This window comes from Pseudomonas sp. UTLPPB19802 (assembly GCF_059730225.1).
Genome location: NZ_AP048545.1, coordinates 4,346,015 through 4,370,818 on the forward strand (window position 1 = coordinate 4,346,015; position 24,804 = coordinate 4,370,818).

Genomic DNA, 24,804 nt, shown 5'->3' on the forward strand with positions numbered 1-24,804 from the left:
TCAATGGGAACTTCGCCACCAGCTCGCCAGATGCTGCACATGTGGCGCCTTGAGGATGGTGAAATGGTTGCCTGGCCCACGCCAGACGGTGAGGTCCGGGGCACAGCGGCGCCAGCCGCCGACCATGGCCTGCTGCTCGCGCTGGTTGCCCGCCGCGTCCAGCACCGGATCATCGGCCAGCACCAGCCGTACCGGGCCGGTATAGATCGACGATGGCTCGTAGCGGGTGCGCAAGGCGGTACCGAAGGCCCGTACCGGGCCACGCATCGAGTCGGGCGCCGAGCGTTGCGGCAGCAGCCCGGCATGCACCATTCCGCCATGCAACAGTTGCAATTGACCGTTATCGCCTTGCGCTTCGAAGGCGACCCGATCGATCGCCATCGACTTGCCCGCGGCCAGTTGCATGGTCTCGATCAGGCGATCCAGGACGCCCATCGCCGTATAGGGCTTGCCCACCACGCCGTTGCCGCCTGGCGATTCGCTGTCGATCAGGGTCAGTGAGGCGACTTCGCGCCCCCGCGCTGCCAGACGCAGGGCCATCTCGAACACCACCCAGCCACCGAAGGAGTGACCGAGCAGGTGCACCGGCCCTTCCGGTTGTACGCTGTCGAGCGCTTGCAGGTAGGCCTCGGCGGCGATTTCCACCGAACCGTACGGCACCGTGCGGCCATCCAGCCCGCGCGGTTGCAGGCCATGGATCGGCCAGTGCGTACCGAACGCATCGGTCAGGCCGATAAAGCCCGTCACGCTGTCACCGGCCCCCGGCACGCAGAACACCGGTGTGTGATCGCTCCGTCCGCCCTGGATCGTCAGCAGCGGCTGGTGCGCGACGCGGGCAGGCGCCGAGCGCCCGGCCAGGCTGGCCAGCGCCGTGCCGATCGCCCGTCCCAGGCCTTCGATATGCGGTGCTTGCATCAGGCTCTGGTGATCGCCCGCCACCTTGATGCTGTGTAACTGGCTGCCCGGCAGCACGTCGTCCCAGCCCAGGTAGCCGCTGTGGGGCACCGCGTCGCGAGCCAAATCGGTGGCGGTGAACAGGTGCACCGGAACGCTGGTGGGGAACACGATGTAGTGGGCCTGGGCATGGCCGTGGGCCACCTCGCGATCCAGGTACTGCCACAGATAGTCGGCCTCAAGCGCATCGAGTTCCGCCGGCAACACGCCCTGTTCGCGGCAATGCTGCAAGAGCCCTTCGAAATCGAAGTCTTGCAGCCTGGAACGCACCGCCTCCAATGTGGCCAGCGTTTCCACGCTCGCCCCCTGGGCATTCCAGAACGACTCACAGCGTTCCAGCAGATGCTGGCGATGCGCGCTCTGCGGGTTCCAACGTTCCCGGCCCTGATCCACCAGGCGCGGCATATAGGTATCGATCAGGCCGACGAACTCCACCTCCTCGTCCAGGCCCAGCAACTGGGTGGCAATCTCGTAGGCCAGCAAGCCGCCGAACGACCAGCCGGCCAGACGGTAAGGTCCTTGCGGCTGGACACTGCGCATCAGCTTCAGCAGACGGCTGGCCAGGCATTCCATGGTGTGCAACTGCGGCTGGCCAAGGCGAATGCCAGGCAGGCCGTAGACCGGAACATCACTGTCGATATGCTGGCCCAGTGTCGGGAAATACAGGTCCAGGCCGGTGAACTCATGAACCAGGAACAACGGCCGCTGGCTGCCCGTGGTGCGTACCGGCACCAGTTGCTCATCGCCAGCGGAATCGGCTTCGCCCGTACGGTTGCCCAGCAAGGCAGCCAATTGCGCTACCGTCGCGTGCTGGAACAGCTCGGCCAACGACAGCGACAAGCCGACGGCGGACAGCTCGCCGACCAGCCGCACCGCCAGCAGCGAATGGCCGCCCAATTCGAAGAAGTGGTCATGCCGACCGACCCGCTCGACCCTGAGCAGATCAGCCCAGAGCGCCGCCAGGCGGGTTTCGATCTCGCCTTGCGGCGCTTCGTAGCCACGACTGACCAGCGCTTGCGCATCCGGTGCCGGCAGCGCCTTGCGGTCCAGCTTGCCGTTGGCCGTCAAAGGCAACCCGTCGAGCTGCACATAGGCGGCCGGCACCATGTACTCCGGCAAGCCGCCTTGCAGATGGTCGCGCAGCTGTTCGATTTCCAGCACGGGCTCCGGCTGCTGGGCGGTGAAGTAGGCCACCAGGCGCTTGTCGCCCGCAGCATCTTCGCGACACAGCACCACCGCCTCCCGCACCTCGGGATGCTCGGCCAGCCGCGCCTCGATTTCGCCCAGTTCGACCCGGAAACCACGGATTTTCACCTGGGCGTCATTGCGGCCCAGGTAGTCCAGGTTGCCGTCGGCACGCCAGCGAACCAGGTCGCCGGTGCGGTACATCCGAGCGTTCGGCGCGCTGTCGAACGGGTCGGCAACGAATTTCTCCCGACTCAGGTCTTCCCGGTTGAGGTACCCCAAGGCTACGCCCTCACCGCCGATATACAGCTCGCCGGCCACGCCCAACGGCGCGGGTTGGCCCTGGCCATCGAGCACGTACAGGCGGGTATTGCCCACTGGCCGGCCAATCGGAATACCGCCAGCGCCGACGGCAGTGATCTCGTAGGTTGCCGAGAAGGTCGTGGCTTCGGTCGGGCCGTAGCCGTTGAGCAGATGCTCGGGAGCGCTGTTGGCCAGCACCCGGGCAATCACTGCCGGGTCCAGCACATCGCCGCCGACGATCAGGTAGCGCAGGCGCGAGAAGGCTTCGCCCAGGCCAGCCGCATACTGATGGAACAACCCGGCGGTCATCCACAGCACCGTTACCGACTGCTCCAGCAACAAGCGCTGGAAGTTCATCGGCGACAGCAGGTCGTCCTGCCCGATCACCACCACACAGCCGCCATTGAGCAGCGGAGCCCAGACATCCAGGGTACTGGCGTCGAACGCCGGGTTGGAGGCAAAGGCCACGCGGTCCTGAGCATTGAAATCGGCGTAGCCGTTGTTGAGCACCAACCGGCTGATGGCCCGATGCGGTACCAACACGCCTTTCGGCGTGCCGGTGGAGCCAGAGGTGTACATGATGTACGCCACGCTTTCGCTGGAATGGGTAATCCCCAGATCGTCCGGATCGAGACGAGACAGGTCCAGGCGGTCCAGTTCCACACGCGGTACGACCGTGACCAGCGACGCCTGGGCATGGGTCAGCAGCACCTGGGCCTGGCTGTCCTCGATCATGAAGCCTTGGCGCTCGACCGGTGCGTTGATATCCAGCGGTACATAGACCGCCGCGCACTTGAGTGCCGCCAATTGGCTGACCAGAAGGTCATGGCTGCGCTCCAGCAGGATCGCCACGCTGTCCCCCGGCTGCACGCCAAGGCCGCGCAGATGGCGGGCCAGGCGATTGGCCCGGGCGTTGAGTTCAGCGTAGGTCAGTGCAACGCCGTCATGAATTGCCGCACAGGCCTCGGGACGCGCCCGCACCTGGGCTTCGAACAGGCCATGCACGGTCTGCGTCCGTGGATAGTCGCGACTGCTGGCATTGAACCCAACCAGCAATTGCTCGCGCTCGGCGGCGGGCAGGATCGACAGCCCGGACAATGGCGCCAGGGGCGTCTGCTCCAGAGCGGCAGCCAGGTTGATCAGGGCCGTGTGCATGTAGTCGCAGACCCGTTGTGCGCCGATGCCCTCCAGGGCCGCGACGCTCAGGACGAAATCCTCGCCCAGGTCATCCACCGACAATGTCAGCGGGTAGTTGCTCCATTCTTCACCACCCAGCCCCTCGATCCCGTTCCAGGCCGACAGCGCTTGACTGTCGATCTGCATGGCGCTGTGTCGATAATTGAGCAATGCATTGAACAGCGGCGTCGGCACGGCCACGTTGCTGCAACGCTGGGCCAGCGCCAGGGACGCGTGTTCGTGACCAAGCAGCGCCGTCAAGCGGGCGTGGGTCGCCCGGACGCCCGCCGAGGCATCCAGCGCACCGACTTCGATGCGCAACGGCAAGGTGTTGATGAACATCCCCAGCGCACGATCCGCACCCTCGCCCCCTTGCATCCGGCCCATCAGCACGGTACCGAACACCACGTCCTCGCGGCCGCTCAGCCCACCGACCACCCGGGCCCAGGCCAGGTGATGCAGGCTGGCGGCACTGACGCCAAGCTGGCGCGCACATTGGCGCAGCCGTCGGCTCAGGGCCGGATCGACCACCTGGCGCGCCTGTTCGATGGCGCCGCCATCGACCTGGACGTCCTGCAGGCCGAACGGCAGGGTCGGCTCGTCGACGTCGCCGAGCATCTCGCGGAAGAACGCTTCGTGGGCAGCCTGGCTGACACCCAGGCGCGCCTGGGCCACGTAGTTGCGGAACGGCACTGGCGCGCCCAGTTGCGCCTGTTGCCCCAGCAGATAGGCCTGCATCTCGTGCTGCACCACTTCCAGGGCCGTGTGGTCGAGGGCCAGGTGATGGAACAGCAGCACCGCGACCCAGCGCTGCTGGCCGGCATCATAGGCACAGGCCAGGCGCAGCAAGGGCGCCTGGCGCACATCGAGCCGGTAGTGCTGCGGGTCGAAATGCCCACGCAACTGGTCGGCGATAGCGCCGTCCCCGGCCGCCAGGTCCAACTCCTCCAGCACCATCGGCGCCTGGCGCAGCACCACCTGCAATGGCTGCTCCAGGCCCTCCCACAGCACGGCGGTACGCAGGATGTCGTGGCGAGCGATCACGCCCTGCAGGGCCTCGACAAAGGCCGACAGGCGCTCGCGGTCGCGCAGATGGAACAACGCCTGCTGCAGATACAGATCGCCCTGCTCCGCCGCCAGGTGGTGATAGAGAATCCCCTCCTGCAGGGGGGCCAGCGGGTAGATATCCTGCACGTTCGCTGCGCCACCCGGTACGCTCGCCATCACTCGGTCGATCTGCGCCTGGGTCAGTTGGACCAATGGCAACAGATCTGGAGTGATCTGCTGGCAATCCGCCGCGATCAGGTTGGCCGGTACGGCGATTTCGGTATTACCCCCCACCGCCGCCGCCAGCGCCGACAAGCTCGGCTGGCCGAACAGCACCCGCACATCCGCCCCCAGGCCGGCCTGGCGCATCCGTTCGATCAGCGTCACCGCCAGCAATGAATGCCCGCCCAGCTCGAAGAAGTTGTCGTGCCGACCGACTCGCTCGACCTTGAGCAACTCGCTCCAGAGTTGCGCCAGCAGGCGTTCGGTTTCCCCTTGGGGTGCTTCGTATTCACGGCTGATCAAGGCCGCGGCATCCGGGACCGGCAGGGCCTTGCGATCCAGCTTGCCATTGGGCGTCAGTGGCAGTGCGTCCAGTTGCACATAGGCCGCCGGTACCATGTATTCCGGCAGTCCTCCTTGCAGATGAGCGCGCAGGTTTTCGATCGCCAGCACGGTTTGCGCCTGTTGCGCCGTGACATAGGCCACCAGGCGTCTCTCGCCGACATTGTCTTCGCGGGCCAGCACCACGCTTTCCTTGACCCCAGGGCAAGCCGCCAGGCGTGCCTCGATTTCCCCCAGTTCGATACGGAAGCCGCGAATTTTCACCTGGTCGTCGTTACGCCCCAGGTATTCGATGGTGCCGTCCGGCAGGTAGCGACCGAGGTCGCCGGTGCGATACAGGCGCCCGCCGGTGAATGGATCGTCGAGGAAACGCTCAGCGCTCAATTCAGGACGGTTCAGATAGCCACGCGCCACCTGCACGCCGCCGATGTACAGCTCCCCTGCCACACCTTGCGGCACCGGCTGGCGATGGGCGTCCAGCAGGTAGATCCGGGTATTGGCCACCGGCTTGCCGATCGGCGTGTTGTCCGGGGTCTGTTCCAGCGGCCCGGCACAATCCCAGGCTGTCACGTCCACTGCCGCCTCGGTCGGACCATAGAGGTTGAACAGGCCGACTTCCGGCAGTTGCTGCTTGAAGCGTCGGACCAGATGGCCCGGTAGCGCCTCGCCACTGCACATCACCCTCGACAGCCGGCTCTGCTCCATTTCGCCATGCGCCAGGAACAAGTCGAGCATCGACGGTACGAAGTGCAAGGTGGTGATGCCCTGCCCGCGAATCACTTCGCGCAGGTAGGCCGGGTCGCGATGACCACCAGGCCGCGCCATCACCAGCCGCGCACCGTTGAACAAAGGCCAGAAGAACTCCCAGACCGACACGTCGAAGCTGAACGGGGTCTTCTGCAGCACCCGGTCCGAGGTATCCAGCCCGTACTCGTCCTGCATCCACAGCAGGCGGTTGACCACCCCGCGGTGTTCGTTCATCACGCCCTTGGGCTGACCGGTCGAACCGGAGGTGTAGATGACGTAGGCCAGGTGTTCGGGACGCACCTCGGCGCGCAGCGGGTTGTGTTCCGGCTGGGCGAGGAAGCCTTCGGTCTCGGCCTGGCCGGCATCGAGCAGCAACACCGGGACGTCGCTTGGCGGCAGCACCGCACGCAGCGACTGCTGGGTGAGGACCACCGCCGGGGCGCAGTTGCCGAGCATGTAGGTGAGGCGGTCGGCCGGGTAATCCGGATCCAGCGGCACATAGGCGGCACCAGCCTTGAGAATCCCCAGCAGCCCCGCGACCATCGCCTGGCTACGCTCGAGGCAGATCGCCACCCGGTCGTCCGGGCCGATGCCCAGACCAATCAGGCGGTGGGCGATACGGTTGGCCTGGCGATTGAGCGCGTCGTAGCTCAGGCTGCCCTGCTCGTCCACCACCGCGACCGTGTCGCCACACTCGGCAACCTGCGCCTCGAACAGCGCGTGCAGGGTCAGGTCCCGTGGATAGTCAACCGCCGTGGCGTTGAACTCTTCCAGCAGCTGCCGAGCCTGCTCCTCGTCGAGCAAGGCAATCTCGTCGACCCGCGCCCGCTCATCGGCGGCCATCCCCCGCAGCATCGCTTCCAGGTAACCCAGGCAGCGCTGCATGCTCGCTTCGTCGAACAACGCGGTGGCGTACTCCAGGGTACCGAACAGGCGGTCGCCAACTTCGGTCATGTCCAGCAACACGTCGAACTTGGCCGTGCTGCTGGTCACCCCGACGCCTTGCAGGGCCATGTCGCCCAGCTCCAGGCCGACATCCTCGGTGTTCTGCCATGACAGCATCGCCTGGAAAATCGGGCTATGGGCCAGGCTGCGTTGCGGCCGGACCACCTCCACCACCTGCTCGAATGGCAGGTCCTGGTTCGCCTGGGCGGCCAGGGTCTGCTGCTTGACCTGTTGCAACAGGGTTTCGACGCTCGGTGCGGCCGAGAGGTCGACACGGATCGCCAGGGTATTGACGAAGAACCCGATCAGGTCCTCCACCTCGGCGCACAGACGGTTGGCCGCCGGCGTACCGATCACTACGTCATCCTGGCCGGACAGGCGACCGAGGACTGCGGCCCAGGCGGCCATCACCGTCATGAACAGCGTGGTGCCCTGGCGCTGGCTCAGTGCCTTGAGGTCACGGGTCAACTCGGCATCGAGGGCCAGGCCCAGCATATGCCCGCTGTAGTCCTGCCGCGCCGGACGTGGCCGGTCGCTCGGCAACGCCAGCAGGACCGGCGCACCGGCCAGGGCCTGCTGCCAGTACTGGCCCTGCCGTTGCAGGACTTCGCCGTCCAGCCAGCGGCGTTGCCACAGCGCATAGTCGGCGTATTGCACCGGCAAGGCCGGCAGCGGATCCTCCGCACCTTGGCGGAAGGCCTCGTAGAGCGCGCCCAGTTCACGGGTCAGCACCCCGGCGGACCAGCCGTCGGACACGATATGGTGCATGGTCACCAACAGCACATGATCGTCGTCCGCCATGCGGACCAGTCGCCCGCGGACCAGCGGGCCGTTCAGCAGGTCGAAACGTTCCCGGGCTTCTTCAGTGGCAATGCGCAGCAGCTCGTCTTCCGCTTCCACCTGTCCGGCCAGCACCTGCCATTGCAGGCTGAAACCGCTATCGGCCGGGGCGATGCGTTGCTCTGGCTCTTGCCCCGGCAACTGGACGAAGGTGGTGCGTAACGCTTCGTGGCGGGCGACGATGCGATCCAGCGCGCGCTTGAGCGCCAGTCGATCCAGGCTGCCCCGCAAACGCAGGCCTGCCGGAATGTGATACGCCGCGCTGTCGCCATCCAGTTGCGCGAGGAACCACAAGCGCTGCTGGGCAAACGACAACGGCAAGGCCTGGTCGCGGGCCACTGGAACGATTGGCGGCTGGCTGCTGCCGGCGGCCTGCGCCAGCACCAGGGCCAGTGCTGCCAGGTCCGGCTGGGCGAAGATGTCGGCCAGGTTCAGCTCGACACCCAAGCGGCGGCGTACCTGGGAAATCAGGCGCATGGCCAGCAACGAGTGACCGCCCAGTTCGAAGAAGTGGTCGTGACGCCCCACCTGCTCCAGGTTGAGCAGGTCCTGCCAGATCTGCGCCAGGGCTGTTTCGACAGTCCCTTGCGGGGCGACATGTTCCCGGCTGACAAAGGCGTCTTCCGCCGGGGCCGGCAAGGCCTTGCGGTCAAGCTTGCGGTTGGGCGTCAGCGGCAAGGCATCGAGCAGCACGAAAGCGCTCGGCAGCATGTACTCGGCCAGTTGCGGCGCCAGTTCGGCACGCAGGGCGGCAGCATCGAGGCCGGCCTGGGGTTGCGCGACGACATAGGCCACCAGGCGCTTGTCCCCCGGCCGGTCTTCCCGGGCGATCACCACCGCTTCCTTGACCCCGGCACAGTTGCCCAGGCGCGACTCGATTTCGCCAAGTTCGATGCGGAACCCCCGGACCTTGACCTGGAAGTCGTTCCGGCCCAGGTACTCGATACGGCCGTCGGCCAGGTAGCGGGCCAGGTCGCCGGTCTTGTACAGGCGGGCATCAGGGTCGCTGCTGAACGGGTCGACCAGGAAACGCTCGGCGTTGACCTGTTCAAGGTTCAGGTAGCCGCGCGCCACGCCATCGCCACCGATGAAAATCTCCCCGGCCACGCCATGCGGCACTGGCTGCTGATGGGCATCGAGCAGGTAGATTCGGGTATTGGCCATCGGCTTGCCGATGGTGGCGTTACCGCTACCCTCGCTGCCGACCTCGGCATCGTGCTGAACGTAGGCCGCGGTGCAGGACACCGTCGCCTCGGTCGGGCCATAGGTGTTGACCAACCGGGTATGGGCCGGACGGACTTCATCCCAGAGCTTGAGCTTCTGCGCCGACAGCGCATCGCCGGTGACGTTGATCAGCCGCACATCGGCCAGGCGCCGTGCGGCCAACTGCGGCTGGCTGTGCCATTCGGCGGCCAGGGTGTGCCAGTGGGCGGCGGTCATGTGCAGGAAGGTCGGGCGAATGCCGTAGTCCTGGGTGCCTTCGCTGCCGAAGATCTCCCGGCTCGGCGCGAGGGTGGCGCCGGCCAACAGCGCCGGGAAGATCTCCTCCACCGACAGGTCGAAGTTCAAGGTGTTCTGTTGCAGCACGGTGTCCGCAGGCGTCAGGCCGAACAGACGCGCGGCATCGAGGCTGTAGTTGACCAGCCCACGGTGTTCGATCATCACCCCCTTCGGATTGCCGGTGGAGCCGGAGGTGTAGATCACATAGGCCAGGTTGCGCGCGCCGAGGCCGGCGACCAGCGGGTTGTCGTCACGCTCGCTGAAGCCCTGGTCGTCGTCGAGCAGCAACAGCGGCAGATCAAGGGCCGGCAGGCGATCCTGCAGGACACGCTGGGTCAACAGGGCCGACGGTGTACTGTCCTCGATCATGTAGGCCAGGCGTTCGGCCGGATAGGCCGGGTCCAGCGGGACATAGGCCGCACCGGCCTTGAGCACGCCGAGCAGGCCGATCAGCATTTCCACGCCGCGTTCGATGCAGATCGCCACCCGGTCGTCCGGGCCGATGCCCAGGCCGATCAGTCGATGGGCCAGGCGGTTGGCCTGGCGGTTCAACTCGGCATAGCTCAGGCGGCGTTCCTGGAAGGCCACCGCGATGGCCTCCGGCTGTACCTGCACCTTTTCCTCGAACAACTGGTGAATGGTGCTGTGCCGGGGATACGGCACTTCGGTGGCATTGAGGCCCTGCAACAACTGCTCGCGCTCAACGGCATCGAGCAGCGGCACCCGCTCCAGTACCTGCCGGTCGTCGGCGACCATGGCTTCCAGCAGGCGCTGGAAGTAACCCAGGTAACGCTGCATGGTGCTTTCATCGAACAGCGCGGTGGCATATTCCAGCGAGCCGAGCAGGCGCCCCTGGACTTCGCCCAGGTCCAGCGAAAGATCGAACTTGGCCAGGGTATGCCCGGTGTCCAGGCCTTCGAGACGCAGGTCGCCGAGGATCGGTTCGCCGCCGTCCATGTCCTGCCAGGTCAGCATCGCCTGGAAGATCGGGCTATGGGACAGGCTGCGCACCGGCTTGACCAACTCGACCACCTGCTCGAACGGCAGGTCCTGATGCGCCTGGGCACCGAGGGTGGTGGCCTTGACCTGGGCCAGCAAGGCCTGGGTGGTCGGTTGTGCACCGAGATCGACGCGAATCGCCAGGGTGTTGACGAACAGACCGATCAGTCCTTCGACCTCACTGCGCGTACGGTTGGCCACCGGCGAGCCGATGACCACTTCCTCCTGCCCGGCCAGGCGGCCCAGCAGCGCGGCCCAGGCGGCCATCACGGTCATGTACAGGGTGGTCCCGTGCCGCTGACCCAGGGCCTTGAGGCCGCGGGTCAGTTGCTCGTCGATCACCACTGGCAACGCTGCACCGGCGTAGTCCTGCTGTGCCGGACGGACCCGGTCGGTGGGCAGCATCAACAGCGCCGGAGCCTCCGCCAGGGCCTGTTGCCAGTACCGGCTTTGCTGTTGCAGCCGTTCGCCGCTGAGCCAGCGACGCTGCCACACCGCATAGTCGAGGTAGTGCAGCGGCAAGGGGGGCAGCGGATCATCCAGATCCTGGCTGAACGCGGCGTACAGCGCGGCCAGTTCACGGATCAGGACGCTGATCGACCAGCCGTCGGAGACGATATGGTGCAGGGTCACCAGCAGGACATGATGGTCCTCGGCCAGGCGGATCAGGCGGCCACGAATCAACGGCCCCTGCTCCAGGTCGAAGGCTTGCTGGGCTTCCTCGCGGGCCAGCGCCTCGAGTTTCGTCTCGACCTCAGCCAATCCCTGCAGGTCGTGCAGTTGCAGGCTGAAGCCGGCGTCCGCCGGGGTGATCCGCTGCAACGGCTGCTCGTCGTCGCCACGGATGAAGGTGGTGCGCAAGCCTTCATGACGCGCGACGATGCGCTCCAGGGCCCGTTGCAAGGCCGCACGGTCAAGTGCGCCGCGCAGGCTGAGGCCACCGGGCATATGGTAGGCGGCACTGGCGCCCTCCATCTGGGCCAGGAACCACAAGCGCTGCTGGGCGAAGGACAATGGCCAGGCCTGGTCGCGAGCCACCGGCACGATGTCCGGCAGGGTGCTGCGTCCAGCCTGGGCGACCACCTGGGCCAGGTCGGCCAGTTCGGCCTGGGCAAACAGCTCGGCCAGGCCCAGTTCAACCCCCAGTTGCTGGCGGATCTGCGAAATCAGGCGCATGGCCAGCAACGAATGCCCACCCAGCTCGAAGAACTGATCATGCCGACCGACCTGGGACAGGCCGAGCAGCTCCTGCCAGATATGGGCCAGGGCAATTTCGATTTCCCCTTCGGGAGCCACGTAGCCCCGGCTCGCCACCGCATCGAGATCCGGTGCCGGCAAGGCCTTGCGGTCCAGCTTGCCGTTCGGGGTCAGCGGCAGTTTTTCCAGCGCGACGTAGAGGGCCGGGATCATGTATTCCGGCAGTTTTTCCTGGAGATGACGGCGCAGGTTGTCGATTTCGACCGAGGTATGCCCCTCGGCTAGGGTGTAATAGGCCACCAGGCGCTTGTCGCCCGGCACGTCCTCGCGAGCGGTGACCACCGTTTCGTGGATTGCCGGGTGTTTTGCCAGGCGCGCGTCGATCTCGCCCAGTTCGATACGGAAACCGCGGATCTTCACCTGGTCGTCGTTACGGCCCAGGTACTCAATGTTGCCGTCCGGCAGGTAGCGGCCCAAGTCGCCGGTGCGGTACATGCGGGCGGTTTGATCCTGGCTGAACGGGTCCTGGAGGAAACGCTCGGATGTCAGGTCGTCGCGGTTCAAATAGCCTCGGGCTACGCCGGCACCGCCGATGTAGATTTCACCCGGCACACCCAACGGGACAGGCTGCTGTTGCTCGTCCAGCAGGTAAAACTGGGTGTTGCCGACGGGTTTGCCGATGTGCGGGGCAAAGCCGTCCCCGCGGTCCATCGCCACCCAGCTTGAATAGGTGGTGGTTTCCGAGGGACCGTAGAGGTTGCACAGGCGTTGGACGGTAGTTTTTTCGAACAGCGACTCCACCAGGCTGCGCTTGAGGGCTTCACCGGCGACGTTGACCGTGTGTACCGATTTCGGCAGGCCGTCGACTTCCAGCAGGGCTTTCAAGGCTGACGGCACGGTGTTGATCAGGCCGATATCGTGCTGGCCGTGTTGCAGCTCCAGGACGTTTTTCACCACCTCGATGCTGCCACCCGAGGTCAGTGGCGCGAAGCACTCATAAACGGCCAGATCGAAGTTCAGCGAGGTCGAGAACAAGGTTTTGCTCAACGCCGACCCTTGTTGTGGAAGCCGGCTTGCTGGCGATGAGGCCAGTGAGTCGTGTGCCGCCTGATCGGCCGCTTTCGACAGCGAGCCGGCTCCCACAGGATTTGTGTGGCTCGACAAGTTGTCGAAAGCCGCATGGGCCCAGGTCAGGAAATTCACCGTGTTGCGGTGTTCGATCATCACGCCTTTCGGCAATCCGGTCGAACCCGAGGTGTAAATCAGGTAGGCCAAGTGTGACGAGGTGAGGCCCGGCACCTGCGGATTCTGGACGGACTCGTCCTGCCAGGTGCACTGATCGAGATTGATCAACGGTACCGAAACGCCGGCTAGCAAGTCCTGGGTAGCGGTCTGGGCCAGCACCACTGCCGGGGCACTGTCTTGCAGCATGTAGGCAATTCGTTCTGCTGGATAAGCCGGGTCCAACGGCACATAGGCGCCGCCAGCCTTGAGAATCGCCAGCAGTCCGACGACCATCTCGGCCCCGCGCTCGACGCAGATGCCTACCCGCGAATCAGGCTGCACACCCTGCTTGCGCAAGGCATGGGCCAAACGGTTGGCCTGCTCGTTAAGCTCGCTGTAGCTCAGGCACAGCTCGCCATGCACCACCGCCAGTGCATCCGGCGTACTCTCGACCTGCGCCTCGAACAACCCATGAATGGTCTGCGCCTGCGGATACTCCAGCGCCGTGTCGTTGAAACCCACCAGCAACTGCTCACGCTCATCGGCAGGCAGGATCGGCAGGCGATTGAGCGCCGTGGCCGGCGCCTGCTCCAGGGCCCGGACCAGTTGTTCCAGGGCCGCCTGCATATAACCGCCAATCCGTCGCGCATCGATCCGCTCCACCGCCTGGACGGTGAGTACGAAACCATCGCCCAGGTCATCGACGTTCAGGCACAACGGATAGTTGGTACGCTCTTCCATGCTCAGGGTCTGCATGCCCTGCCAGGCTGACAGCGCCTCGGGCGAAACCGCGCCACCGGTGCTATGGCGGTAGTTCAGCAGCGAGCTGAACAGCGGCAGCGAACCCGGTACGCCGCTGCACCGCTGGGCCAGGGACAGTGACGCATGTTCGTGACCGAGCAGGGTCGACAACCGCCCGTGGGTGGCCTTGACCCCGGCCAGGGCGCTGATGCCACCGACGCTCAGGCGCAGCGGCAAGGTATTGATGAACATCCCCAGGGCGCGGTCGCTGCCCTTGCCGCCCTGCATCCGGCCCATCAGCACGGTGCCGAACACCACTTCCTCACGCCCCGAGACGCGACCCATCACCTGGGCCCACGCCAGGTGCATTAGGCTTGCGGCACTGACGCCCAGTTGCCGGGCGACGCCACGCAGGCGCTGGCTCAAGCCGTTGTCGAGAACCTGTTGCACTTCGCTGACGGCACTGCCGTCACCCTGCACGTCCTGGATGCCATAAGGCAGCGTCGGCTCGTCGATATCGCCGAGCATCTCGCGGAAGAACGCCTCATGCTCCTCTTGGCTGGTCCCCAGGCGTGCCTGGGCGACATGGTTGCGATAAGGCACCGGCGCTGGCAATTGTCCGCCGAGACCTTGCAGGCTGGCCTGCATTTCTTCGATCACCACCTCCAGGGCCGTGTGGTCCAGGGCCAGGTGATGGAACAGCAGCATCGCGCTGATCCTCCGGTTGAGCGGGTCCTGGGCATAGGCGATATGCATCAGTGGCGCCTGGCCGATATCCAGGCGGTAGTGACGCGGATCGAAACGCTCGTGCAACTGGGCCAGCACATCACCAGCCGCCGGGTCGACCGCGACCTCCTCCAGGCTCAGTCGAGCGTCACGCCAGACCACTTGTACCGGCTGGTCCAGGCCCTCCCAGGCGACGCTGGTGCGCAAGATGTCGTGGCGCTCCACCACACTCTGCAGGGCCTCGGCAAACGCGGCCAGGCGCTGGCGATCGTCGAAGGCGAACTGCACTTGCAGGACATAGGGGTCACCGGCGTTGGCTGCCAGGTGGTGATAGAGAATCCCCTCCTGCAACGGCGCCAGGGCGTAGATGTCCTGCACGTTGGCCACGCCGCCGGGCACGCCCGCGACGATGCGGTCGATGGCGGCCTGGTCGAGATCGACCAGGGGCAGCATGTCTGGCGTGATGCGCTCGCAGCCCGGCACGATCAGGTTGTCCGGTACACAAACCTCCTGCTGCCCGCCGACCGCCGCAGCCAGGGCTGCCAGCGTCGGCTGGCTGAACAATACGCGTACATCTGCGGCCAGGCCGACCTGGCGCATGCGCTCGATCAGTTTCACCGCCAGCAGCGAATGCCCACCCAGCTCGAAGAAGTGGTCATGCCGCCCGACCTGCGGCAATTGCAGCAGCGCCTGCCAGATCTGCGCGATGGCGTTTTCCACGGCTCCTTCGGGGGCCTCGTAGTCACGCCGCACCAGGGCTTGCGCATCCGGTGCCGGCAGCGCCTTGCGGTTGAGCTTGCCATTGGTGGTCAGCGGGAAGCTGTCCAGGCTCACGAAGGCACTGGGCACCATGTATTCAGCCAGCGACAGCAACAGTTGCGCCCGCAACTCGGCAGCCACCACCTCGTGGTCGGCGGCGGCGATCACATAGGCCACCAGGCGCTTGTCGCCCGGCTCGTCTTCGCGAGCCAGGACCACCGCCTCGCGGACGCCTTGGCAGGCGCCCAGGGCCGCTTCGATCTCGCCCAGTTCGATGCGGAAACCGCGAATTTTCACCTGGTCGTCGTTACGCCCCAGGTAATCCAGGCTGCCATCGGCCATCCAGCGTCCCAGGTCTCCGGTCTTGTACAGGCGTGCCTGGGGCTCCTTGCTGAACGGGTTGGGCAGGAAACGCTCGGTGGTCAGTTCCTCACGGTTCAGGTAGCCCCGTGCAACCCCGGCGCCACCGACATACAGCTCGCCGACCACGCCTACCGGTACCGGCTCGCGCCGGCTGTCCAGCACATACAGCTGCAAATCGGGGATCCGCACGCCGATGGGGCTCACGCCCGAGCGCTGCGCATCGGCCGCCGCCAATGGACAGTAGGTCACGTGCACAGTGGTTTCAGTGATGCCGTACATGTTCACCAACTGGGTGCCGGCGTTGGCCACGCGGGCGTACCACGGTTTGAGCATGCCGGTTTCCAGGGCCTCGCCGCCAAAAATCACCTGGCGCAAGGAATGCCGCAAATCGCTCTCGCCCTGGGCGTTGAGCAACTGGCGGAAGGCGCTCGGGGTCTGGTTGAGCACCGTCACGCCGGCACTGCACAGCAGTTCGTAGCAATCTTCGGGCGAGCGGCTGACCAACTGTGGTACCACCAGCAGGCGTCCACCGTGCAGCAGCGCGCCCCAGATCTCCCAGACCGAGAAGTCGAAGGCGAACGAGTGGAACAACGCCCAGACATCCTGCTCGTTGAATTCGAACCAGGCCTTGGTCGCCGAGAACAAACGGGCAACGTTACGGTGCTCGACCATCACGCCCTTGGGCAGGCCGGTGGAACCGGAGGTGTAGATCACATAGGCCAGGTGATGCGGGCTGATCCCGCTGACCCGTGGGTTGCTGCTCGGCTGGGCCTGCAGGGCCGGGCTGCGCAGGTCCAGGCGTGGACCGTCGAACGTGCCCAGCAGTGACAGGCCGCTGGCATCGGCCAATACCGCCACCGGACTGCTGTCCTGCAACTGGTAGGCAATGCGCTCGGCCGGATAGGCCGGATCGATCGGCACGTAGCCGGCACCGGACTTGAGGATCCCGAGCAGGCCGACGATCATCTCCAGGCCCCGCTCGACACAGATCGCCACCCGGTCATCGGGACGCACGCCCAGTGCCAGCAACTGATGGGCCACCTGGTTGGCGCGGGCATTGAGCTCGCCGTAGGTCAGGGTACTGTCTTCGTATTGCAGCGCCACGGCATCCGGCTGCGCCACCGCCCAGGCCTCGAAGGTGCGGTGGATCAGCGTGTCGGCGGCGTAGGAGGCATGCGGGGTATTCCAGTTCTCCAGCAACTGCTGGCGCTCGCCAGCCGGCAGGATGTTCACCCCGCCCAGCGGTGCCTGCGGGTTGTGCTCCAGTGCCTGCACCAGGTTTTCCAGGGCGCAGTGCATATAGGCGCAGATCCGACCGGCACCAATCTGTGCCTCGGCCATGACCGTCAGGTTGAACCCCTCGCCCAGGTCGTTCACCGACAGGGTCAGCGGGTAGTTGGTACGCTCTTCGCCATCCAGCGCCTGGATGCCTTCCCAGGCAGCCAGCGCCTGGTCGGTGACGCTGATATCGATCTGTCGGTAATTGAGCAGCGAACTGAACAGCGGCGTCGAAGCAGCCACGCCGCTGCAACGCTGCGCCAGCACCAGGGACGCATGTTCATGGGCGAGCAGTCCGCTGAGTCGGGCATGGGTGGCCTTCAGGCCATTGCGCACGCCCTGCTCGCCCAGGCTGACGCGCAGCGGCAAGGTGTTGATGAACATGCCCAGGGCCCGATCGGCGCCCTCGCCGCCCTGCAGGCGACCGAGCAACACGGTGCCGAACACTACCTCGTCCTTGCCCGACACCACGCCCAGTACACGGGCCCAGGCCAGGTGGTACAGGCTCGCCGGGCTCACCCCGAGCTGCCGTGCCTGCAGGCGCAGGCGCCGCCCAAGGTCGGCATCCACGTCCTGGCGGACTTCCTCGATGCCGCGGCCATCGCCCTGTACATCCTGCAGGCCGAACGGCAGGGTCGGTTCATCGATATCGCCGAGCATGTCGCGGAAGAACGCTTCATGCTCCTCGCGGCTGATGCCTTGCCAGGCCTGGGCCACATAGTTGCGATAAGGCACGGATGGCGGCAGTTGCGCCTGCTCGCCGAGCATGTGCGCCTCGATTTCGCCGCAGAGGATACGCAGCGACGTGGCATCGTCCACCAGATGATGGAACAGCAGCATGCCGACCCAGCGCTCGTTCAGCGGGTCCTGCGCGTAGCCGATGCGCATCATCGGCGCCTGGCGGATGTCCAGGCGGGTATGCCGTGGGTCCAGGCGCTCGCGCAGTTGCTCGACGATCGCGCCATCCGCCGGGTCCAGCTCCAGCCGTTCAAGGCCCAGCGGCGCTTCCCGCCAGACCACTTGCACCGGTGCGTCCAGGCTCTCCCAGAGCACTGCGGTACGCAGGATATCGTGTCGTGCCACCACCCCTTGCAGGGCTGCGGCGAAGCTGTGCAGACGTTCGAGGCTGTCGAAGCCGAACATCGCGTATTGCAGGTACGGATCGCCCTCGGTCGCGGCCAGGTGGTGGTACAGGATGCCCTCCTGCAACGGTGCCAGGGCGTAGATGTCCTGCACATTGGCCAGGCCGCCAGGCACACCGGCGACCACGCGATCGATGTCCTCCTGGCTCAGCGAGACCAGCGGCAACATTTCCGGCGTGATGCGCTCGCAACCCTCGGGGATGAGGTTAGCCGGTACCTCGACCGCCTGCCGGCCACCGACTGCGGCGGCGAGCGCGGACAGGGTCGGCTGGCCGAACAGCACGCGCACGTCGGCACTGAGGTCGATCTGGCGCATACGCTCGATCAGCTTGACGGCCAGCAGCGAATGACCGCCCAGTTCGAAGAAGTGATCGTGGCGACCGACCTGCTCCAGTTGCAGCAGGTCCTGCCAGATACGGGCAATCGCCATTTCGGTAGCGCCTTCGGGCGCTTCGTAGCCGCGACTGGCCACCGCCGAGCGATCGGGCGCCGGCAGGGCCTTGCGATCGAGCTTGCCGTTGGCGGTCAGCGGCAAGGCTTCAAGGCTGACGAAAGCGCTGGGCAACATGTGTTCGGCCAAGGTCAAGCGCAGTTGGTCACGCAATTGCGCGGCGTCCAGTTCGACGCCAGCGGCAGCGATGACATAGGCCACCAGGCGCTTGTCACCCGGCTCGTCCTCGCGCACCAGCACCACGGCGTCACGCACGCCTTCGCAGACAGCCAGTTGCGCCTCGATTTCACCCAGTTCGATACGGAATCCGCGAATCTTCACCTGTTCGTCGTTACGCCCCAGGTATTCCAGGCTGCCATCGGCCTGCCAGCGACCCAGGTCGCCAGTGCGGTACAGGCGAGCGTTCGGCTCGCCGCTGAAAGGGTGGGTGATGAAGCGCTCGGCACTGAGTTCGGCACGGTTCAGGTAACCGCGGGCAACCCCGGCCCCGCCGACATACAACTCGCCGACTACGCCTACCGGTACCGGCTCGCGCCTGCTGTCCAGCACATACAGCTGCAAATCGGGAATCCGCTTGCCGATCGGGCTGGCGCCCACGCGCTGGGCGTCCTCGGCCTGCAACGGGTAATAGGTCACGTGCACCGTGGTCTCGGTGATGCCGTACATGTTCACCAGTTGCGTACCGGTATTCACCTCACGGCCGTACCAGGGCTTGAGCATCGCCGTGTCCAGCGCCTCACCGCCGAAAATCACCTGGCGCAAGGCGTGCGCCCGGCCATGCTCGCCTTGGGCGGCGATCAACTGGCGGAACGCGCTCGGCGTCTGGTTGAGTACCGTCACGCCGGCACTGCACAACAGTTCGTAGCAGTCCTGCGGCGAACGGCTGATCAGTTGCGGCACGATCAGCAGGCGACCGCCATGCAGCAGCGCGCCCCAGATTTCCCAGACCGAGAAGTCGAACGCGAACGAGTGAAACAGCGCCCAGGTGTCCTGTTCATTGAAGCCGAACCAATCCTCGGTGGCCGTGAACAGCCGCGCGACGTTGCGATGCTCGACCATCACGCCCTTGGGAAGGCCGGTGGAGCCGGAGGTGTAGATCACATAGGCCAGGTTCGCGGACGTCACCGAAACGTCTGGATTGCGGGCGGACTCGTCCCGTAGATCCGGATCATCAAGATTGATCACCGGTACCTGCACCGCTGGCAAGGCTTCCTGCACCGCGTGCTGGCTGAGCAAGGCCACTGGCGCACTGTCGCCGAGGGTGTAGGCCAGGCGCTCGAGGGGATAGGCCGGGTCCAGCGGTACGTAGCCGGCACCGGACTTGAGAATACCGAGCAGGCCAATGATCATCGCCGGGCCGCGTTCGACGCAGATCGCCACCCGGTCATCCGGGCGTACGCCCTGAGCCAGCAGGCGATGGGCAACCTGGTTGGCGCGCTGGTTGAGTTCACCGTAGCTCAGGCGTTCGTCCTGGTACACCAGCGCCACGGCATCCGGCCGCTCGGTGGCGCGGGCTTCGAATTGCTGGTGGATCAGCGCATCGGCGGCATAAGGCTTGTCGCTGCGGTTCCAGTGTTCGAGCAATTGCTCGCGCTCGCTGGCCGGCAGGATCGAAATGTCCTGCACGGAGGTTTGCGGCGCCTGCTCCAGGGCCTGGACCAGCCCCTCCAACGCGCATTGCAAATAACCGCAGAGGCGTTGCGCACCGATGGCAGAGGCCACCAACGCCGTGAAGTGGAAACCGTCCCCCAGGTCGTCGACGTTGAGGGTCAGTGGGTAGTTGGTGCGTTCTTCGGCGCCGCCCAGCACCCGCATGCCGTCCCAGGCGTCTTGCGCCTGCGCGGTCACGTCCAGGCTGCTGTGGCGGTAGTTGAGCAAGGCACTGAACAACGGCAAAGGCGCGCTCACACCGCTGCAACGCTGGGCTAGCGCCAGGGAAGCATGCTCGTGCCCGAGCAAGGCGGTCAACTCATCGTGGGTGGTCTTGACGCCTTGGCGCACACTCTGACCGTCCAGGGTCACCCGCAGTGGCAAGGTATTGATGAACATACCCAGGGCGCGGTCGGCGCCATCGCCGGCCTGCATCCGGCCCAGCAGCACCGTGCCGAAGACCACCCGGTCACGCCCGCTGGCCTGCCCCAGGACCTGGGCAAACGCCAGGTGCACCAGGCTTGCCGCACTGACCCCGAGCTGCCGGGCCTGGCTGCGCAGGCGCAGGCTCAGGCCAGTATCCAGCGCCAGGTGGGCCTGTTCGATATCGCTGCCATCGCCTTGCACGTCCTGCAGGCCGAACGGCAGGGTCGGCTCGTCGATATCGCCAAGGCGCTCGCGGAAGAATCGTTCGTGTTCGTCCTGGCTCGCGCCCAGGCGGGCCTGGGCCACGTAGTTGCGATAAGGGGCGGCCACGCCCAGTTGTGCCTGCTGGCCGAGCAGGAACGCCTGCATCTCGTGCTGCACCACGTCCATCGCGGTGTGGTCCATGACCAGGTGATGGAACAGCAGCAGCCCCAGCCAGCGCTGGTTCGGTTCATCCCAGGCCTGGGCCAGGTGCAACATCGGCGCCCGGCTGATATCCAGGCGCACCTGGCGCGGGTCGAAACAGGCCTGCAACTGCTGGCCGATATCGCCGGCGCGGGGATCCAGCACGCGCGTCTCGACGCTCAGCTCGGCATGGCGCCAGACCACCTGCAATGGCTCGTCGAAACCCTCCCAATGCATGGAGGTGCGCAGGATATCGTGACGGTCGATCACCGATTGCAGCGCCTGTGTGAAGTCATCCAGGCGGGCACGGCTGTCAAAGGCGTACTGCGCTTGCAGCACGTAGGGATCACCTTCCTCGGCACTCAGGTGGTGATAGAGAATCCCCTCCTGCAGCGGCGCCAGCGGGTAGATATCCTGGATGTTCGCCGCCCCGCCTGGCACTGTGGCGACGATACGGTCGATGGCGGCCTGGTCCAGGTCGATCAGCGGCAGCAGGTCCGGGCTGATCCGCTGGCAGTCCGGGGCAATCCGGTTGGCCGGCACCACAAAGTCACGTGCCGTGCCCACCGCCGCCGCCAGGGCGGCCAGGGTCGGCTGGCCAAAGAGAACACGAACATCGGCATTCAGGCCGGCCTGGCGCAGGCGCTCGATCAGGCTCACCGCCAGCAGCGAGTGACCACCCAATTCGAAGAAGTGGTCATGGCGCCCCACCCGCTCGACCTTGAGCACATCGGCCCAGATCGATGCCAGCAGGTTCTCCACTTCGCCTTGCGGCGCTTCGTAGCCACGACTGACCAGTGCCTGCGCATCCGGCACCGGCAGCGCCTTGCGGTCCAGCTTGCCGTTGGCCGTCAATGGCAGCCCGTCGAGCTGCACATAGGCGGCCGGCACCATGTATTCCGGCAAGCCGCCTTGCAGATGGTCGCGCAAGGTTTCGACTTCCAGCACGGCTGCCGGCTGCTGCGTCGTGAAGTAGGCCACCAGGCGCTTGTCGCCCGGAGCATCTTCACGGCACAGCACCACCGCCTCCCGGACCTCGGGATGCTCGGCCAGCCGCGCCTCGATTTCGCCCAGCTCGACCCGGAAACCACGGATCTTCACCTGGGCATCATTGCGGCCCAGGTAGTCCAGGTTGCCGTCGGCACGCCAGCGAACCAGGTCACCGGTGCGATACATCCGAGCGTTCGGCGCGCTGTCGAACGGATCGGCAACGAATTTCTCTCGACTCAGGTCTTCCCGGTTGAGGTACCCCAAGGCTACGCCCTGGCCGCCGATATACAGCTCGCCGGCCACGCCCAACGGCGCGGGTTGGCCCTGGCCATCGAGCACGTACAGGCGGGTATTGCCCACTGGCCGGCCAATCGGAATACCGCCAGCGCCGACCGCAGTGATCTCGTAGGTTGCCGAGAAGGTCGTGGCTTCGGTCGGACCGTAGCCATTGAGCAGATGCTCGGGAGCGCTGTTGGCCAATACCCTGGCAATCACTGTCGGATCCAGCACATCGCCGCCGACGATCAGGTAGCGCAGGCGCGAGAAGGCTTCGCCCAGGCCCGACGCATACTGATGGAACAACCCGGCGGTCATCCACAGCACCGTTACCGACTGCTCCAGCAACAAGCGCTGGAAGTTGACCGGCGACAGCAGGTCGTCCTGGTCGATCACCACCACGCAGCCGCCATTGAGCAGCGGTGCCCAGACATCCAGGGTACTGGCATCGAACGCCGGGTTGGAGGCAAAGGCCACGCGGTCCTGGGCATTGAAATCGGCGTAGCCGTTGTTCAGCACCAGTCGACTGATGGCCCGATGCGGCACCAACACCCCTTTCGGCGTGCCGGTGGAGCCAGAGGTGTACATGATGTACGCCGAGCTTTCGCTGGACTGCGTAACTTCCAGGTCGTCCGGATCGAGACGAGACAGGTCCAGACGATCCAGTTCTACACGTGGTACGGCGGTGCCCAGCGCCACCTGACTACGGGTCAGCAGCACCTGCGCCTGGCTGTCCTCGATCATGAAGCCCTGGCGCTCGACCGGCGCATGGATATCCAGCGGCACATAGACCGCCGCGCACTTGAGTGCCGCCAACTGGCTGACCAACAGGTCGTGGCTGCGTTCCAGCAGGATCGCCACGCTGTCGCCCGGCTGCACGCCAAGGCCGCGCAGATGGCGGGCCAGGCGATTGGCCCGGGCGTTGAGTTCAGCGTAGGTCAGTGCAACGCCGTCATGAATTGCCGCACAGGCCTCGGGACGCGCCCGCACCTGGGCTTCGAACAAGCCCTGCACGGTCTGCGTCCGAGGGTAGTCGCGGTCGCTGGCATTGAACCCAACCAGCAATTGCTCGCGTTCGGCATCGGGCAGGATCGACAGCCCGGACAATGGCGCCAGGGGCGTCTGCTCCAGAGCGGCAGCCAGGTTGATCAGGGCCGTGTGCATGTAGTCGCAGACCCTTTGCGCGCCGATGCCCTCCAGGGCCAGGACACTCAGGGAGAAATCTTCGCCCTGGTCGTCCACCGACAGCGTCAGCGGGTAGTTGGTGCGTTCTTCACTGCTGAGAATCTCGATTCCCTGCCAAGCCTGCACGGCCTGCTCGGAAACACTGCCCACGGCACTGTGCCGGTAGTTGAGCAAGGCGCTGAACAACGGTGTCGGCGCCGCCACGCCGCTGCAGCGCTGGGCCAGCGCCAGGGAAGCATGTTCGTGACCGAGCAGCGCGGTCAGTTGCGTATGGACCGCCCTGATCCCGTCCTGCACACCCTGCCCGCCCACGGCGACCCGCAGCGGCAGGGTGTTGATGAACATCCCCAGCGCTCGGTCGGCACCCTCGCCGCCCTGCATCCGGCCCATCAGCACCGTGCCGAACACCACATCCTGCTGGCCCGAGACGGTGCCCAGCACCTGGGCCCAGGCCAGATGATGCAGGCTGGCGGCGCTGACGCCCGATTGCCGGGCCAGAACCCGCAGGCGTTGACTCAATGTCGACGGTAGAACGCAACTGACCTCGTCAATCCGGTGGGTGTCGACCTGCACATCCTGGATGCCGAACGGCAGGGTCGGCTCGTCGATATCGCCGAGCATCTCACGGAAGAACGCTTCATGTTCCTGCTGGCTGACACCCAGGCGTGCCTGGGCCACATAGTTGCGGTACGGCACCGGGCTGCCCAGCTGCCCGCCCTGCCCCTGCAAGTTCGCCTGGATTTCGTGGCGCACCACCTCCAGCGCGGTGTGGTCCAGGGCCATGTGGTGGAAGCGCAACATCGCCACCCAACACTGCCGGGATTCGTCCTCGGCGAATACCAGTTGCATCAGCGGTGCCTGGGTCACGTCGAGGCGCGAGTGGCGGGTATCGAAGCGCGCCTTGAGCTGGTCCGCCACCTCACCGGCACGCGGGTCCAGTGACAAGCCCTCGCAATGCAGGCGCGCCTGGCGCCAGACCACCTGGACCGGCTGGTCCAGGCCTTGCCAGTGCACAGCGGTGCGCAGGATGTCGTGACGGTCGATGACCTGTTGCAGCGCCTGGGCAAACGCATCCAGGCGCTGGCGATTGGCGATATTGAACAGGGCGTGGAGTACATAGGGGTCGCCCTGGTCGGTCGCCAGGTGATGATAGAGAATCCCTTCCTGCAACGGCGCCAGCGGGTACATATCCTGCACGTTCGCCGCACCACCGGGCACTTTCGCGACAATCTGCTCGATCGCCGCCTGGTCGAGGCTGACCAGCGGCAACATGGCCGGGGTAATCTGCTCGCAGCCTGCCGGGATGACATTGGCCGGCACCACGATTTCCCGTCCGCCACCCACGGCGGCGGCCAGGGCGGCCAGGGTCGGTTGGCTGAACAACACCCGTATATCCGCGCTCAGGCCGGCCTGGCGCATGCGTTCGATCAGGCTGACAGCCAACAGCGAATGCCCGCCCAGTTCGAAGAAGTGATCATGGCGCCCGACCCGCTCGACCTTGAGTACATCGGCCCAGATCCCTGCCAGGGTGATTTCGGTTTCGCCCTGGGGAGCCTCGAAGCCACGACGGCTCAACGCCGTGCTGTCCGGTGCCGGCAGGGCCTTGCGATCCAGCTTGCCGTTCGGCGTCAGCGGCAGTTTTTCCAGCGCGACGTAGAGGGCCGGGATCATGTATTCCGGCAGTTTTTCCTGGAGATGACGGCGCAGGCTGTCGATTTCGACCGAGGCGTG

Annotated in this window: 1 protein-coding gene (running past one end of the window); it reads right to left on the bottom strand. The window is 65.8% G+C overall.

Going from position 1 to position 24,804, the window contains the following annotated elements; all coding sequences use genetic code 11:
• Nucleotides 1–24,804, bottom strand: the 3' portion of a protein-coding gene (locus tag AC6I6U_RS19260; protein ID WP_497877613.1) for a non-ribosomal peptide synthase/polyketide synthase. 6,297 nt of this gene lie beyond the right edge of the window; only the last 24,804 of its 31,101 coding nucleotides appear in the window; its start codon lies beyond the right edge, outside the window; it ends in the stop codon at nt 1–3.